Annotated in this window: 12 protein-coding genes; all 12 read left to right on the forward strand. The window is 66.5% G+C overall.

Annotation, left to right across the window (positions count from 1 at the left end):
• Nucleotides 1-20 precede the first annotated feature (20 nt).
• The 12 genes from mreC (at nt 21) to RKD20_RS29170 (ending at nt 15,069) form a co-directional block, all read left to right on the forward strand.
• On the forward strand, nt 21-968 hold the full coding sequence (mreC, locus tag RKD20_RS29115; RefSeq protein ID WP_424880284.1) for a rod shape-determining protein MreC: 948 nt from the start codon (nt 21-23) through the stop codon (nt 966-968).
• Nucleotides 969-979: 11 nt separating this feature from the next.
• Nucleotides 980-1,657, forward strand: coding sequence for a rod shape-determining protein MreD (mreD, locus tag RKD20_RS29120; protein ID WP_424880285.1), 678 nt, complete (start codon nt 980-982; stop codon nt 1,655-1,657).
• Nucleotides 1,658-1,737: 80 nt separating this feature from the next.
• Nucleotides 1,738-3,987, forward strand: coding sequence for a penicillin-binding protein 2 (gene mrdA / locus RKD20_RS29125; protein ID WP_424880286.1), 2,250 nt, complete (start codon nt 1,738-1,740; stop codon nt 3,985-3,987).
• Entirely contained in the window at nt 3,984-5,183 is a 1,200-nt protein-coding gene (gene rodA / locus RKD20_RS29130; protein WP_424880287.1) for a rod shape-determining protein RodA, read from the forward strand. The genes mrdA and rodA overlap by 4 nt, the downstream gene beginning before the upstream one ends.
• Nucleotides 5,184-5,247: 64 nt before the next feature.
• Nucleotides 5,248-6,747 (forward strand): CHAD domain-containing protein, encoded by a 1,500-nt coding sequence (locus RKD20_RS29135; RefSeq protein ID WP_424880288.1) that lies wholly within the window; start codon nt 5,248-5,250, stop codon nt 6,745-6,747.
• A 76-nt stretch (nt 6,748-6,823) separates the two neighbouring features.
• Complete coding sequence (locus RKD20_RS29140) at nt 6,824-8,794, forward strand: TIGR03960 family B12-binding radical SAM protein (protein ID WP_424880289.1); 1,971 nt, start codon at nt 6,824-6,826, stop codon at nt 8,792-8,794.
• A gap of 264 nt (nt 8,795-9,058) precedes the next feature.
• Nucleotides 9,059-9,592, forward strand: a complete 534-nt coding sequence (locus RKD20_RS29145; RefSeq protein ID WP_424880290.1) for a CbrC family protein — start codon at nt 9,059-9,061, stop codon at nt 9,590-9,592.
• A 107-nt stretch (nt 9,593-9,699) separates the two neighbouring features.
• Complete coding sequence (locus tag RKD20_RS29150; protein WP_424880291.1) at nt 9,700-10,188, forward strand: hypothetical protein; 489 nt, start codon at nt 9,700-9,702, stop codon at nt 10,186-10,188.
• A gap of 400 nt (nt 10,189-10,588) precedes the next feature.
• Nucleotides 10,589-11,272: a DUF4389 domain-containing protein gene (locus RKD20_RS29155; protein ID WP_424880292.1), complete on the forward strand. Its 684-nt coding sequence runs from the start codon at nt 10,589-10,591 to the stop codon at nt 11,270-11,272.
• An 853-nt stretch (nt 11,273-12,125) separates the two neighbouring features.
• The gene (locus tag RKD20_RS29160) at nt 12,126-13,385 is read left to right on the forward strand and encodes a glycosyltransferase (protein WP_424880293.1); all 1,260 of its coding nucleotides are present in this window, start codon (nt 12,126-12,128) and stop codon (nt 13,383-13,385) included.
• A complete protein-coding gene (locus RKD20_RS29165) occupies nt 13,375-14,055 on the forward strand; it encodes a hypothetical protein (RefSeq protein WP_424880294.1) in 681 nt (226 codons plus the stop codon). The genes RKD20_RS29160 and RKD20_RS29165 overlap by 11 nt, the downstream gene beginning before the upstream one ends.
• A 96-nt stretch (nt 14,056-14,151) precedes the next feature.
• On the forward strand, nt 14,152-15,069 hold the full coding sequence (locus RKD20_RS29170) for a glycosyltransferase family 4 protein (protein WP_424880295.1): 918 nt from the start codon (nt 14,152-14,154) through the stop codon (nt 15,067-15,069).
• Nucleotides 15,070-15,085 lie beyond the last annotated feature (16 nt).

The following is a 15,085-nucleotide window of genomic DNA, read 5'->3' on the forward strand; positions in this document are numbered from 1 at the left end:
GAAGGGCACGGCCGCCGCACGTGAGGGACACACGAGAGAGCCGGCTGCTCCTGGTGCTGCTGATCGCCGTCGCGTTCGCGCTGATCACGGTGGACATCCGCGGTGGGGAGGACTCACCGGTCGACGGTGCCCGCCAAGGCGCGGCCGCGGTGTTCGGCCCCATCGAGAACGGTGTGTCCTCCGCGGTCGACCCGGTCGGCAACGCCGTCTCCGCCATCCGTGACTCCGGCGAGCGGCACGACCGGCTCGCCGAACTGGAGAAGGAGAACGCCGCCCTCAAGGCGAGACTCGGCAGCGACGACCGCAACTCCAGCCGGCTCAAGCAGCTCGACAAGATGCTGAAGATCGCCGGCGAGGGCCAGTACGGCATCAAGGGCGCCCAGGTCATCGCCATAGGAGCGGCCCAGGGCTTCTCCTGGACCATCACCGTGGACGTCGGCGCCCACGACGGCATCCAGCGCGACATGACCGTCCTCAACGGCGACGGACTGGTCGGCCGCGTCACCACCGTCGGCCCCGACACCGCCACCGTGCTTCTCGCCAACGATCCTGACTTCACCGTCGGCACCCGCATGGAGGCCGGTGACGAGCTCGGCTTCGCCTCCGGACAGGGCGACCGCCCGCTGCGCGTCGAACTCCTCAACGGCAAGGCGGAGGTGAAGAAGGGCGACCGCCTGGTCACCTTCGGCTCCCAGGCCGACAAGCCGTTCGTGCCCGGCGTCCCGGTCGGCGTGGTCTCCCGCGTCGACCCCTCCAGCGGCGACCTCACCCGCACCCTGTACGTCACGCCGTACGTCAGCTACAGCAAGCTCGACATCGTCGGCATCGTCGTCCAGGCCCCGAAGAAGGATCCGCGCGACACGGTGCTGCCCGCGAAACCGAAGCCGACGCCCACGCCGACCGTGACGGTCACCGTCACCCCGTCCGCCAATGCGTCGGTCGGCGGCCAGATCCAGCAAGAGCAGTAGGAGCTGTAGTCATGCGCGTCAACCGGATCCTGCTGTCCTCCGCCCTGATCGTGGTCGCCCTGGTCCTCCAGGTGAGCGTCCTCGCCCGTCTCCACCTCCCGGGCGCCGTCCCCGACCTGCTGCTCCTCACCGTCCTCGGCCTGGCTCTCGTCTACGGCCATGTCGGCGGCGCCCTCGTCGGCTTCTGCGCCGGCCTCCTCGCCGACCTCGTCCCGCCCGCCGACCACGCCGCCGGGCGGTACGCCCTGGTGCTGTGCGTCATCGGCTACCTCGCCGGGCTCGCCAAACCGGAGAACGGCAGACTCAAGTCGGCCACCGGCCCCATGGTCGTCGTGGCCGCCGCCGCCATCGGCACCACCCTGCTGTACGCCGGGGTCGGCGCCCTCGTCGGCGACACCGCCGCCCGTCATGTGGGCCTGCCCAGCCTGCTGTTCACCGCCGCCCTGTACGACCTGCTGCTCGCCCCGTTCGTCGTCCCCGGCATCATGGCGCTCGCCCGCCGCGCCGACAACGACCCGCTCGCCGAGGCCGGTTCCGCGGCCAAGTCGGCCGACATCTCCTCGGGCTGGCTCTCCTCGGGCACGGGTCTGAAGATCGGCGGTCAGCGCGGCGGCCTCGGCAGCCTGAAGACCAAGGCGCGCACCCGTACCGCGCGGGTGGGCCGCATCAAGGGGGTCAAGCGGCTGTGACCCCGCGCGAGTCGGCGGGCCGCGTTCACAGGTTCGCCGGATATGACACAGACACACACTGAGAGGGGGCGGCAGCCGCAGTGACCAACATCCCCGAGACCGGACGGACCCCACGGGTCCAGATCCGACTCGTCGTCATCCAGATCCTCGTGCTGTCCCTCCTCGGTACCCTCGGCGGCCGCCTCTGGTACCTCCAGATCCGCGAGGGCGACGCGTACGCCAAGGAAGCCTCCGGGAACCACGTTCAGCAGGTCGTCGAGCCCGCCGTGCGCGGCTCGATCCTGGACGCCCGCGGAGTGGCCCTGGCGGACAACGAGACCCGGCTCGTGGTCTCCGCCTCCCGCACCGACCTGCTGAAGATGAAGGACGACGGCAAGGCCGTCCTCACCAAGCTGGCCAAGGTCCTCGGCATGTCCGCCAAGGACGTCATGCTCAAGGTCCGGCTCTGCGACGCGAAGACGCCCCAGCCCTGCTGGAACGGCTCGCCGTACCAGCCCATCCCCATCACCGACGAGGCCACCCCCAAGCAGGCCCTGCAGATCCGCGAGCGCGCCGAGGACTTCCCCGGCATCAGCGCCGAGCCGCAGGCCGTGCGCCGTTACGCCGCCCCCGGCAAGGCCAACACCGCCCAGGTCCTCGGCTACCTCTCCCCGGTCACCGACGAGGAGATCACCAAGGCCCAGGACACCGACTCGCCCTACCTGCGCTCCGACCAGGTGGGCCGCTCGGGCCTGGAGCGCCAGTACGACAAGGAACTGCGCGGCAAGGCGGGCGTCACCCGCTACGAGGTCGACAACCTCGGCCGCGTCATCGGCCAGGCCGAGGCCGACGAGGCCCAGCCCGGCGCCAACCTCGTCACCAGCATCGACGCCCGCGTCCAGCGGGTCGCCGAGTACGAGCTGAACCAGGCGATGAAGATCGCCCGCCAGCAGTACGACAAGATCACCGGCGAGAACTACAAGGCCGACTCGGGCGCCGTCGTCGTCATGGAGGCCAAGACCGGCCGGATCGTCGCGATGGCGTCCGCCCCGACCTACGACCCGAACGTCTGGGTCGGCGGTATCTCCGCCAAGGACTACAAGAAGCTCACCGGCAAGAACTCCGACTACCCGCTGCTCAACAGGGCCATACAGGGTCAGTCCGCACCCGGTTCCACGTTCAAGGTGGTCTCCACGGCCGCCGCGGTCGAGGCCGGCTACGAGTGGGACGGCGGCTACCCCTGCACCAGCTCGTACTCGGTGGGCGGCCAGGTCTTCAAGAACTTCGAGGGCGAGAGCTTCGGCCCCATCTCCCTCGGCCGCGCCCTGGAGGTCTCCTGCGACACCGTCTTCTACGGTCTCGCCGACCGCGAGTGGAAGAAGGACGGCGGCATCAACCCCAAGAAGGGCGAGCCGAAGGACTACTTCTACAAGGCCGCCCACCAGTTCGGCCTCGGCAAGGAGACCGGCCTCGACCTCCCCAACGAGGTCACCGGCCGCGTCCCCGACCGCCAGTGGAAGGAGTCGTACTGGAAGGCCAACAAGGACGCGTGGTGCAGGACCGGCAAGAAGGACGGCACCTACGTCGAGAAGATCGCGTACGAGAACTGCCTCGAAGGCAACAAGATGCGCGAGGGTGACTCCATCAACTACTCCATCGGCCAGGGCGACACCCTCGTCACCCCGATCCAGGAGGCCAGGATCTACGGGGCGCTCGCCAACGGCGGGACCATGTACCAGCCGAGCATCGGCAAGGCGATCATCAGCGCCGACGGCAAGACCGTCCAGGAGATCAAGCCCAAGGCGACCGGCAGGCTTCCGGTCAGCCAGGCCACCCTCAAGGGCATGGACGCCGCCCTGGAAGGCGTCGTCACCCGCGGTACGGCCGCCTGGAAGTTCGGCGGCTGGCCGCAGGACAAGATCCCGCTGCACGCCAAGACCGGCACCGCCGAGGTCTACGGAAAGCAGACCACGTCCTGGCTGGCCACGTACTCCAAGGACTACACGGTCGTCATGACGATCGCGCAGGCCGGTACCGGCTCCGGTGCCTCGGGTGAGGCCGTGCGCAAGATCTACAACGCCATGTACGGCGTCTCGGCCGACGGCACCATCAACAAGAAGAACGCGCTCCTGCCGACCCCGCAGACGAGCCTGCCGAAGGTCCAGACGGACGGGACCATCAAGTCCCCGAAGATCTCCAAGGACCCGGCCAAGGACCAGCGGGCGAGCCAGGACGCCACGCCCCAGCCGGACGAGACACAGCAGGGCGCGACCGTGAACACGCCGACCAACGGGAACCGTGACACCCGCAGGCGGCGCCGCAGGAGGGGGAGCCGGAGGATGCTCACATGACCGGGGCGAACAGCTTCCAGGTCTCCGGATACGGCCCCGCACGCGCGGGCTGGACCCGGCTGCTGGCCCGCGACTCGCTCGCCCGCCGGCTGGACTGGCCGATACTGTTCTCGGCCCTCGCCCTGTCCCTGATCGGCTCGATCCTGGTCTTCTCGGCGACCCGCAACCGCACCGAGATCAACCAGGGAGACCCGTACTTCTTCCTGATCCGCCACCTCATGAACACCGGCATCGGGTTCGCCCTGATGATCGGCACGGTGTGGGTCGGCCACCGCACCCTGCGCACCGCCGTGCCCCTGCTGTACGGAGCCTCGGTCTTCCTGCTCCTGCTGGTCCTCACCCCGCTGGGCTCCACGGTCAACGGCGCCCACTCCTGGATCGTGCTCGGCGGCGGTTTCTCCCTCCAGCCCTCGGAGTTTGTGAAGATCACGATCATCCTCGGCATGGCCATGTTCCTCGCGGCCCGGGTCGACGCCGGCGACAAGCCCTACCCCGACCACCGCACCGTGCTGCAGGCCCTGGGCCTGGCCGCCGTCCCGATGCTGATCGTGATGCTCATGCCCGACCTCGGGTCGGTCATGGTCATGGTCATCATCGTGCTCGGTGTGCTGCTCGCCTCCGGCGCCTCCAACCGCTGGGTCTTCGGGCTCCTCGGCGCGGGGACGCTCGGCGCGCTCGCCGTCTGGCAGCTCGGGGTGCTCGACGAGTACCAGATCGCCCGCTTCGCCGCCTTCGCCAACCCGAGCCTGGACCCGGCGGGCGTCGGCTACAACACCAACCAGGCCCGGATCGCCATCGGTTCGGGCGGACTGACCGGCGCCGGGCTCTTCCACGGCTCGCAGACCACCGGCCAGTTCGTGCCGGAGCAGCAGACCGACTTCGTCTTCACCGTCGCCGGCGAGGAACTGGGCTTCGTCGGCGCGGGCCTGATCATCGTCCTGCTCGGGGTCGTCCTGTGGCGGGCCTGCCGGATCGCCCGCGAGACGACCGAGCTGTACGGCACCATCGTGGCCGCCGGAATCGTCGCCTGGTTCGCCTTCCAGTCCTTCGAGAACATCGGCATGACCCTCGGGATCATGCCGGTCACCGGCCTGCCACTGCCGTTCGTCTCGTACGGCGGATCCTCGATGTTCGCGGTGTGGGTGGCGGTGGGGCTGTTGCAGTCGATCAAGGTGCAGCGGCCGATGTCGGCGTAGCCGGGGTGGGCCCGCTGGATGTCGCCCTCTGCCGTAACCCCAGGCCGAGGACTAGATTTGAATCATGGCGGACACGAAGCGGGAGATCGAACGCAAGTATGAGTCCGACGACAGTGGCCTGCCCGATCTGACCGGAGTCGCCGGGGTCGAGGCCGTCGTGGACAAGGGTGTCGCACACCTGGACGCCACCTACTACGACACGGCCGACGAACGCCTCATGGCGTCCTCGGTCACCCTGCGCCGCCGCACGGGCGGCTCGGACGCGGGCTGGCACCTGAAGCTCCCCGTCTCCGAGGGCGTGCGCGACGAGATCCGGGCACCCCTCTCCGACACCCTCCCCGACGAACTGGCCGCACTGGTCCGCTCCCGCGTCAGGGGCGTCGAGCTGCTGCCCGTGGTCCGGCTGCGTTCGGACCGCGACGTGCGCCACCTCCTCGACGCGGACGGCGGGCTCCTCGCCGAGGTCAGCGTGGACGCCGTGCACGCCGAGCGGCTCAGCGGCGGCGTCGGCGACGCCCAGTGGACCGAGATCGAGGTGGAGCTCGCCGACGGCGGCGACCCGGCCTTCCTCGACAAGGTGGACAAGCGACTGCGCAAGGCGGGCGTACGGCCGTCCGGGTCCTCCTCGAAGCTGGCCCGGGCCCTCGCGGAGACCGCGCCCAAGAAGAAGCTCCCGGTCACCGGTGACCCGGTGACCGCCGGCGACCACGTCCTCGCGTACGTCCGCGCCCAGCGGGACGCGATCGTCGAACTCGACCCGGCCGTCCGCCAGGACGCCGAGGACTCCGTGCACAGCATGCGCGTCGCCACCCGCCGACTGCGCAGCACCCTCAAGTCGTACGGCAAGGTCCTCGACCGGACCGTCACCGACCCGATCGGCGACGAACTGAAGTGGCTGGCCGCCGAGCTGGGCGTGGACCGGGACCGCGAAGTGCTCAGCGAGCGCCTGTCGGCCGCCCTCGACGAGGTGCCCGGGACGTTGGTCTCGGGACCCGTGGCCGAACGCCTCGGCGTCTGGTCCGGGGGCAACCCGGGCGGGGCGAGCGCGCGCCTGATCGGGGTGCTGGACTCCCGCCGCCATCTCGCCCTGCTCGACGCCCTGGACGCGCTGATCGCCGACCCGCCGCTGCTGAAGGCGGCCGGGAAGAAACCCCGCAAGGTGATCGCCAAGGCCGTACGGAAGGACTTCCGCAAGGTCTCCGGGCTCGTCGGGCACGCCCTGGAACTGGAGCCCGGCACCGACCGGGACGTCGCGATCCACGAGGCCCGCAAGAAGACCAAGCGCACCCGCTACGCGGCCGAGACGGCCCGCCCGGCCCTCGGCGACCCGGCCAAGACCGTCGTCAAGTCCATGAAGGCACTCCAGAACCTGCTGGGGGAGCACCAGGACAGCGTGATGGCCCGGCAGACCCTGCGCGAGCTGTCCGCGGTCGCCCACGCGGCGGGGGAGAGCGCCTTCACGTACGGGCTGCTGTACGGGCGCGAGGAGCAGCGGGCGGCGGAGGCGGAGGCGCAGCTGCCCGGACTCTGGGACGGGATCAAGGGGGATGCGGGCGCCCTGTGACCTTCCGGGCGTACGGGGGGTGGTCGCGGCCGCGTTAGGCTAGATGGTCACCCCTGTCCGTCCATGGAAGTGCGAGATGTCAGCCGAAACCGCCGCGTCGGTGTTCCCGCAGCTCGAAGCTCTGCTCCCGCATGTGCAGAAGCCGATCCAGTACGTCGGCGGTGAGCTCAACTCCACCGTCAAGCCGTGGGAGTCCTGCGACGTCCGCTGGGCACTGATGTACCCGGACGCGTACGAGGTGGGACTGCCCAACCAGGGCGTCATGATCCTCTACGAGGTCCTGAACGAGCAGGAGGGCGTCCTCGCCGAGCGCACGTACAGCGTGTGGCCGGACCTGGAGGCCCTGATGCGGGAGCACCGGGTCCCGCAGTTCACGGTGGACAGCCACCGGCCGGTGGGCGCCTTCGACGTGTTCGGCCTGTCCTTCTCCACGGAGCTGGGCTATACCAACATGCTGACGGCGCTGGACCTGGCGGGCATCCCGCTGGAGTCCAAGGACCGTACGCTCGACGACCCGATCGTCCTGGCCGGCGGCCACGCGGCCTTCAACCCCGAGCCGATCGCCGACTTCATCGACGCGGCGATCATCGGCGACGGCGAGCAGGCCGTGCTCGACATGACGAAGATCATCCGCGAGTGGAAGGCGGAGGGCCGGCCCGGCGGCCGCGAGGAGGTCCTCTTCCGCCTCGCGAAGACGGGCTCGGTGTACATCCCGGCGTTCTACGACGTCGAGTACCTCCCGGACGGCCGTATCGCCCGCGTGGTCCCCAACAAGTCGGGCGTCCCGTGGCGCGTGTCCAAGCACACCGTCATGGACCTGGACGAGTGGCCGTACCCCAAGCAGCCCCTGGTCCCGCTCGCCGAGACGGTCCACGAACGCATGTCCGTGGAGATCTTCCGCGGCTGCACCCGCGGCTGCCGATTCTGCCAGGCGGGCATGATCACCCGCCCGGTCCGCGAGCGCTCCATCACGGGCATCGGCGACATGGTCGAGAAGGGCCTGAAGGCGACGGGCTTCGAGGAGGTAGGTCTTCTCTCCCTGTCCTCGGCGGACCACACGGAGATCGGCGACATCGCGAAGGGCCTGGCGGACCGGTACGAGGAGGACAAGATCGGCCTGTCCCTCCCCTCCACCCGCGTGGACGCCTTCAACGTCGACCTGGCGAACGAACTGACCCGCAACGGCCGCCGCTCCGGCCTGACCTTCGCCCCCGAGGGCGGCTCGGAGCGCATGCGCAAGGTCATCAACAAGATGGTCTCGGAAGAGGACCTGATCAGGACCGTCTCCACGGCGTACGGCAACGGCTGGCGCCAGGTGAAGCTGTACTTCATGTGCGGCCTGCCCACGGAGACCGACGAGGACGTCCTCCAGATCGCCGACATGGCGACCAAGGTGATCGCCGAGGGCCGCAAGGTCTCCGGCCAGAACGACATCCGCTGCACGGTCTCGATCGGCGGCTTCGTCCCCAAGCCCCACACCCCCTTCCAGTGGGCCCCGCAGCTCTCGGCCGAGGAGACGGACGCCCGCCTGGCCAAGCTCCGTGACAAGATCCGCGGCGACAAGAAGTACGGCCGCTCGATCGGCTTCCGCTACCACGACGGAAAGCCGGGCATCGTGGAAGGCCTGCTGTCCCGCGGCGACCGCCGTATCGGCGCCGTGATCCGCGCCGTCTACGAGGACGGCGGCCGCTTCGACGGCTGGCGCGAGCACTTCTCCTACGACCGCTGGATGGCCTGCGCCGACAAGACGCTGCCCGCCTTCGGCGTGGACGTCGACTGGTACACGACCCGCGAGAAGACCTACGAGGAAGTCCTCCCCTGGGACCACCTCGACTCCGGCCTCGACAAGGACTGGCTCTGGGAGGACTGGCAGGACGCCCTCGACGAGACGGAGGTCGAGGACTGCCGGTGGACGCCTTGCTTCGACTGCGGGGTGTGTCCGCAGATGGACACGCAGATCCAGATCGGACCGACCGGGAAGAAGCTGTTGCCTCTGACGGTCAAGAACGCGGGTCCGACGCCGGCTGCGAGTGGTCACTCCCACTGAGGTGAGCGAGGCACTCGATCGGGTGGTTGAGGCGCTGGCGGGGGCTGGTGATGACGAGGTGACGGCTGCACTGTCCGCGGTCGGCGTCTCATTGCCTCGTCCGTCGGCGCCGCCGACGCTCTTCCGGACGCCTCTGCCGGGCCCGGGGGCTTCGATGGGCATCGTTTCTGAGGTGGAGTGGGTCTGAGATTCACAGGCGGGCCCACCCACGCTCAGGCCACCCGCGTCAACACGGTCACCTTTCCGGCACAGGAAGGCTCGCTGATGAGCGCTGCCCTGCCCGTATTCCGCTATCACCCTGATCCTGTTGCGAGCGGTTCCATCCGCGAGGGCACCGAGACCTGCGTCTGTTGCGAGCGCAGTACCGGGTGGATCTACACCGCGAGCTTCTACACGGCCCAGGACGTCGACGGGCAGTTCTGTCCCTGGTGCATCGCCGACGGCAGTGCCGCTGCACGATTTGAGGGCGAGTTCACCGACTCGTACGGGCTCGCCGGGGTCAGCGGGGAGATCCTGGAGCATGTCACCCGCCGCACTCCTGGATTCCATGCCTGGCAGGACCCGCATTGGCTCGTCCACTGTGAAGACGCGGCTGCCTTCGTCGGGGAGGTCGGACACGCCGAACTCGCCGCCCACCCTGAGGCACTCGACCAGCTTCGGACCGACCTGCGGATGGGCGGGTGGCACGACGCATCGCAGCTGGAGAGTTTCCTGACTCACCTGGGGCAGGGCGCAAGCGCCATGCTCTTCCGCTGCACCGTCTGCGGCACCCACCTCGCCTACGCCGACTCCTCATAGCCAAGCCTGGCCCAGACGTGGCGTTCCCGGGGGCAGCGCAGCCATTTCAGACTGCGCGGCCGTTTATTCGACTGTTATTACGGGTGCGTGCTGCCAGAATCCGAGGCATGAGCTACACCTCCGAGCTGCCGTGGCCCGTACCCGACGAGCGATTACGTCACTGGGCCAGCCAGTTCGCTGACATGCACGACCTGGTTCGTGACCTCGTAATCCCGTCTGGTCTCCCCCAGTCTGCGGAAAGCGTCCTGACCACGGCACGCGAATTGATCCGCATGAGCTACTACCGCTACGAGTTCATGATGATCGGCGCAGCGACCTCAGTCATCGCCATCGAGACTGCGCTAACCGACCGCTACGGCGAGGGCACCCTAGCCATTCTCCTCAGGAAGGCCCGCGCTGACGGACTCCTCACTGAGGAGCAGTACGACCTCCTCGATAGCTGCGGACGGCCGATCCGGAACAGGTATGCGCACGGGGATCTCACCCATGCCGTGCTGACCCCGCCCCTCGCCATCGGAATGGTCCGCACGTCGATCACGATCCTCGCTGAGTTGTATGCCACGCCCCATCCCGGGACGACGGCCGCGAGCGGATGAGTGTTCTAACGTGGCCGCAGATGGACACGCAGATCCAGATCGGACCGACCGGGAAGAAGCTGTTGCCTCTGACGGTCAAGAACGCGGGTCCGGCACCTGGTTCGAGTGGTCACTCGCACTGACGTGAGTGAGGCGGTGCGGCGCATTGTGGATGTCCTCGGGACGGCAGCGAGGAGGCGACGGCTGCTGTCCTGGGGCACTCGGTGCGGAGAGCGAGCGACGAGCGGCCGTGCGGAAGGCTGAGTCCTTTCCCGGGCAAACGGACCCGCCCGACTCGCGGCCTTCCACCTCGCGTGCGAGCCTGAATTCATGATCAGGCGACCGCCCTGGAACCTGCCCGTTGGCGTGAGGGTAGGGGCGGGGGGCCGCCGGGCGGGGACGCTCGAAAGGAGTTGGCCACATGATTCCTGTCACCGCGTCATCTGTGCGTATCGAAGCGTTTCTCGACCCTCGACTGTCCAGATGGCTGTGGCTGGTGAAGTGGCTCCTCGCTGTCCCGCACTACATCGTGCTGTTCTTCTTGTGGATTGCGTTCGTCTTCGTGACCGTCGTCGCGTTCTTCGCCATCCTGTTCACCGGCCGCTACCCTCGGTCCCTCTTCGACTTCAATGTCGGCGTAATGCGCTGGAATTGGCGTGTCAGCTATTACGCCCACACCGCGCTCGGCACCGACCGGTACCCCCCGTTCACCCTCGCGGATGTGCCCGACTACCCAGCGCATTTCGACGTCGCCTATCCCGAGCGTCTCTCCCGCGGCCTGGTCCTGGTGAAGTGGTGGCTGCTGGCGATCCCGCAGTACATCGTCGTCGGGATGTTCGTCGGTGGCTGGGGCTCGGGAGAAGCGGACAGTTGGCGTGGCGTGGGCCTGATTCCCTTCCTCTCCCTGGTGGCCGTGATCATCCTGGCGGTCACCGCCCGTTACCCGGTTCAACTCTTCGACTTCCTGCTGGGCCTGGCCCGCTGGGCCGCACGGGTGTTGGCCTATGCCGCACTGATGACCGATGAGTACCCACCATTCCGCCTTGATGGAGGCGGGCAGGACTCCCCGATGGCAAAGACCCCGGTGAGCGGTTCCGGTCGGTAGTGCAAGCAGGCAAGGGACTGTTCATAGACCCGTGTTGGATGTCATGCCTGACGACACGTGGCCATGGCTTCGACGACGGGATGTGTCCGCAGATGGACACGCAGATCCAGATCGGACCGACCGGGAAGAAGCTGTTGCCTCTGACGGTCAAGAACGCGGGGCCGACACCGGCTTCGAGCGGTCACTCGCACTGAGGTGAGCGAGGCGTTGCGGCGCATTGTGGGTGACCTGAGGGACGGCGGCGAGGACGAGACGGCGGCTGCGTCGGCCGCTGTCGGGATCTGAGCTTCGAGCCGTGGGCAGCGCCGCAGCAGAGCCCTCGCACGCCCTGCCGGTGCTGGGAAGTCGTCGAGCATCCGCTCTGAAGGGGAGTGGATCTGAGGCTCGTCAGCCGCGCACAGGCTAGGTGACGACCATGAGCGCCCCCTTCCTTACGAAGGGGGCGCAACCGTGTCCCGACCTGTCGGCACAGCCGCTGCAAGTTGCCTTCAGCAAGTTGATGGTTGTAGCAGCGATTGCTGGTTAAGTCGATTGGTTACCACTGGCTGTGGGGACAGCCAGAGCTTGGTCGGCTGTGCCGACATCCTGGGGAGGGCCTGTAGTCATGGCCGCCTGCGCAACCTCTCCATCGGCGTCCACCGTCAAGACGGCCACACCAACATCGGAGCCGCCCTCCGCCGCATCGCCCGAAACCACCCGCGGCCCCTCACCGCCCTCAGCCTGGGGTGACGAACCCGGACACAAGATCACTTCTCAAAGACCTTGCCCCTGCAGCACGGGCCGATTCAATGCTTCCAGGTACCGGTGTTGCCACTCGGCACTACCATCGAGGCCGGAAGGAGGACGCGATTGCATGCGAGTGCTGATTGTCTCGGACAACTATGCACCGAACAGGGACGGGATCGCCGCGTCCGTCATCTCGCTGGCTGCTGGATTGCGTGAGCTGGGGCACGAGTTGGCCGTCATCGCCCCGCGAGCTGGTACGCCTATTCCACCTGCCGGGTACAGGACCTACCTCGTCCCCTCATTTTCCACCGGACACGGGGACTACAGATTCAGCTGGCCGTCGGCCGGTGTGGTGAGAAGAATCATCGAGCATTACGCGCCCGATGTAGTCCACGTACACACCCTGGGTTCTCTGGGTCTGCTCGCGGCCAGTCATTGCCGGCGCCTCGAAATAAAGTGCGTGCTTACGTGGCACACCGATTTGGAAGCCTATCGCAAGGCCTACCCCGTCCTGAATCTCTGCATCCCTCTGATGTACCTGGCGAGTTCTCCGCGTCCCTTGCCGACCGCCGTCGCACGGCTGCTCCTGCGAACGGCGATCGCTTTGACCGGCAGAGGAAGGATGGCCGAGTACTACCGGCAGATGTTGTGCGGAACCCTCACGCTTTTTGACTACCTCATCACTCCCTCGCCCAAAGCTGCAGCGAGCGTCGCCGAGTTGATGCCCAGTGGGTCTGTGAGCGTGATTCCCACGGCACCGATTCCGGTTCAGGAACTCGACGCCGAGTCCAATATGCACCTGAAATCTTTGCGCAAACTGTTGCATGGTGGAGACGCGGTCATCTGCTTTGTGGGGCGCCTCTCGAAAGAAAAGAACCTCGATGTGCTCTTGCGTGTGATGGCGCATCATGTCTTGCCCGAGTATCCGCGCGCCAGGCTGAATGTTATCGGCGGAGGGCGGGACAGAACCCACTACGAGCGCCTTGCGCACACACTGATGATTTCGCACGCGGTCACTTTCTCCGGGCCTCTTCCGCGGGAGATGGTCGGGCATGTACTCAAATCCTGTACCGTCCTGGCGCATCCGGCCATGTCGGAAACCCAGGGTTTGGTCATCGATGAGGCGGCCCTGGCCGGAGTTCCCGCCGTTGTGCTGGACCCAGAACTCGCGGTTCGGCACGCGGTCACCGGGTATATCGCTACCTCGGAGTCGTCACTCGGTGCACAATTGGTACGAGTAATCCGGGCGCCGGACATCAGACATCGCCTCGGAGTGAACGCGAGACAGGCTGTTGAAAAATACACCCCGAGTCGTTACGCGGCCCGGGTGGCTGCCGTCTACTTCAAGGTGGTCGGACTAGATTCATGGGACTCTCATGACACGTAGAATCGTAGTCGGGCAATCGGCAAGTGATCGTTTTGCAGTTGATGTCGAAGTCGGCGGCTCGCGTGACGACCAGCTTCTCCAGATTATGCTCACCGAGGTGGCTGATCTCACGAAGGCCATGCGAGAATTCCTGATGACAGCCGACCGATTCGTCAACTTCACTGGGATCATTGCCGTCGGGGCATTGACCATTGGGGGAATCAACCACGACCACGGAAAGAACTGGTTAGCTCTGGTCTTCGCTCCCTATGGGCTCGCCATGGCCTTCGCGTACCTGATCCAGGTCTACACCGAGGTAGAAAAGCGGGCCGGCTACAAGAAGTTCCTGGAGTATCAGATTAATCAGGTGATGGGGAAGCAGGTGCTCCTCGAGTCGCAGATCAACTCGCAGGTGGAACGTAATCGACTGAGTGTCCAGCTGATGCAGCGGGTCAATGGAATTGGGTTCCTGATCCTGGTCTGTCTGAGTGGACGTGAAACCTTCCACAGGTACTCCGATGGGAAGTACTGGGGAGGATGGATTCTTAATTTGAGCACGCTCAATATTGTTTTCCTCTGTTTTGCGACGTACATGGTGGTGCAGGCCGGTCTAGAGAACAAGAATGCAAGCAGTCAGGCGTACGAAAATGCGCAAGCGCTGTACGGGACCGTTGTCCCGACTTCGCCATGATGTAAAGTCCCTTAAATGAGGGTAAACGTCCTTTCGGAATCCGCTTTCACCGTGGGTGGCCACGGAGTGCACACTGCGTACGTCGAGGATGTGGCCATGCTCCGCCGCATGCCAGGGCTCGACGTGCTGGCCAACAGCTTGCGACGGGCGGATGTTCACCACGCGCACACGGTGGGGCCGTATGCTATGAGTGTTCTGAGGTCCGGCCGGGCTCGGGTCGTTACCGCTCATCTGACGGCCGGATCGCTGCGGGGCAGCCTTCGTGGCGATCGGTACTGGCACTCCTCTTTTATGAGGCACCTGCGCGCGTCCTACAATTCTGCCGATGCGGTAGTAGCTGTAAGTGGAAGTGTGGAGACCGAGCTCAAGAGTATGGGAGTGGTCAAGCCCATTCACGTCGTTCCCAACTCGGTGGACATCGCCGCCGTGCGCAAGCTGAGCGGGCTCCGGGTGGAGTCCCGTGAACGGCTCGGTGTCAAGGAGGATGAGTTCGTCGTGATGGGAGTCGGGCAAGTGCAGCCGAGAAAAGGAATTTCCACCTTCGTGGAATGTGCCCGGGCTCTGCCGCAGGCCCGGTTCCATTGGGTGGGGGGGATGATCTTCGGTCCGCTCGCGGACCGCCGCAATGAAATGCGATCGCTTGTTTCCCGTGCTCCGGAAAATGTGAGCTTTGTCGGGCCGGTCGACCGCTTGGAGGTTCTCTGGCGACTTGCCGCGGCCGACCTGTTCTTCTTGCCGTCAACGCAGGAGAACTGCCCCATGGCCGTTTTGGAGGCGGCAGCCGTCGGGTTGCCGATTCTGCTGCGTGACATTGCAGCGTACGGAGACCTCTTCGGGCCGGGTTGCTGCTATGGGGGCGAGGACACGTTCGTTCAGCAGATCGAGGAACTCATCGATGATCGGGAAGCGCTGGCCACACTGTCCCGAAAAGCAAGTGTCATGGGTGCCCGGTTTGATTCGAATGTGAAGTCCTCGCGGATGCTGGAGGTGTACCGAGCAGCCGCGGCGGCCTAGGCGGCGTCTTCGAAAT

Origin of the sequence: Streptomyces sp. SLBN-8D4 (assembly GCF_049739545.1) — a bacterium.
Classification (GTDB): domain Bacteria; phylum Actinomycetota; class Actinomycetes; order Streptomycetales; family Streptomycetaceae; genus Streptomyces; species Streptomyces canus_C.

Excerpts from the sequence above, each read along its gene's own strand:
- mreD (WP_424880285.1), top strand. The coding sequence starts at position 980 with ATGCGCGTCAACCGGATCCTGCTGTCCTCCGCCCTGATCGTGGTCGCC.
- rodA (WP_424880287.1), top strand. The coding sequence starts at position 3,984 with ATGACCGGGGCGAACAGCTTCCAGGTCTCCGGATACGGCCCCGCACGC.
- RKD20_RS29135 (WP_424880288.1), top strand. The coding sequence starts at position 5,248 with ATGGCGGACACGAAGCGGGAGATCGAACGCAAGTATGAGTCCGACGAC.
- RKD20_RS29140 (WP_424880289.1), top strand. The coding sequence starts at position 6,824 with ATGTCAGCCGAAACCGCCGCGTCGGTGTTCCCGCAGCTCGAAGCTCTG.
- RKD20_RS29145 (WP_424880290.1), top strand. The coding sequence starts at position 9,059 with ATGAGCGCTGCCCTGCCCGTATTCCGCTATCACCCTGATCCTGTTGCG.
- RKD20_RS29150 (WP_424880291.1), top strand. The coding sequence starts at position 9,700 with ATGAGCTACACCTCCGAGCTGCCGTGGCCCGTACCCGACGAGCGATTA.
- RKD20_RS29155 (WP_424880292.1), top strand. The coding sequence starts at position 10,589 with ATGATTCCTGTCACCGCGTCATCTGTGCGTATCGAAGCGTTTCTCGAC.
- RKD20_RS29160 (WP_424880293.1), top strand. The coding sequence starts at position 12,126 with ATGCGAGTGCTGATTGTCTCGGACAACTATGCACCGAACAGGGACGGG.
- RKD20_RS29165 (WP_424880294.1), top strand. The coding sequence starts at position 13,375 with ATGACACGTAGAATCGTAGTCGGGCAATCGGCAAGTGATCGTTTTGCA.
- RKD20_RS29170 (WP_424880295.1), top strand. The coding sequence starts at position 14,152 with ATGCTCCGCCGCATGCCAGGGCTCGACGTGCTGGCCAACAGCTTGCGA.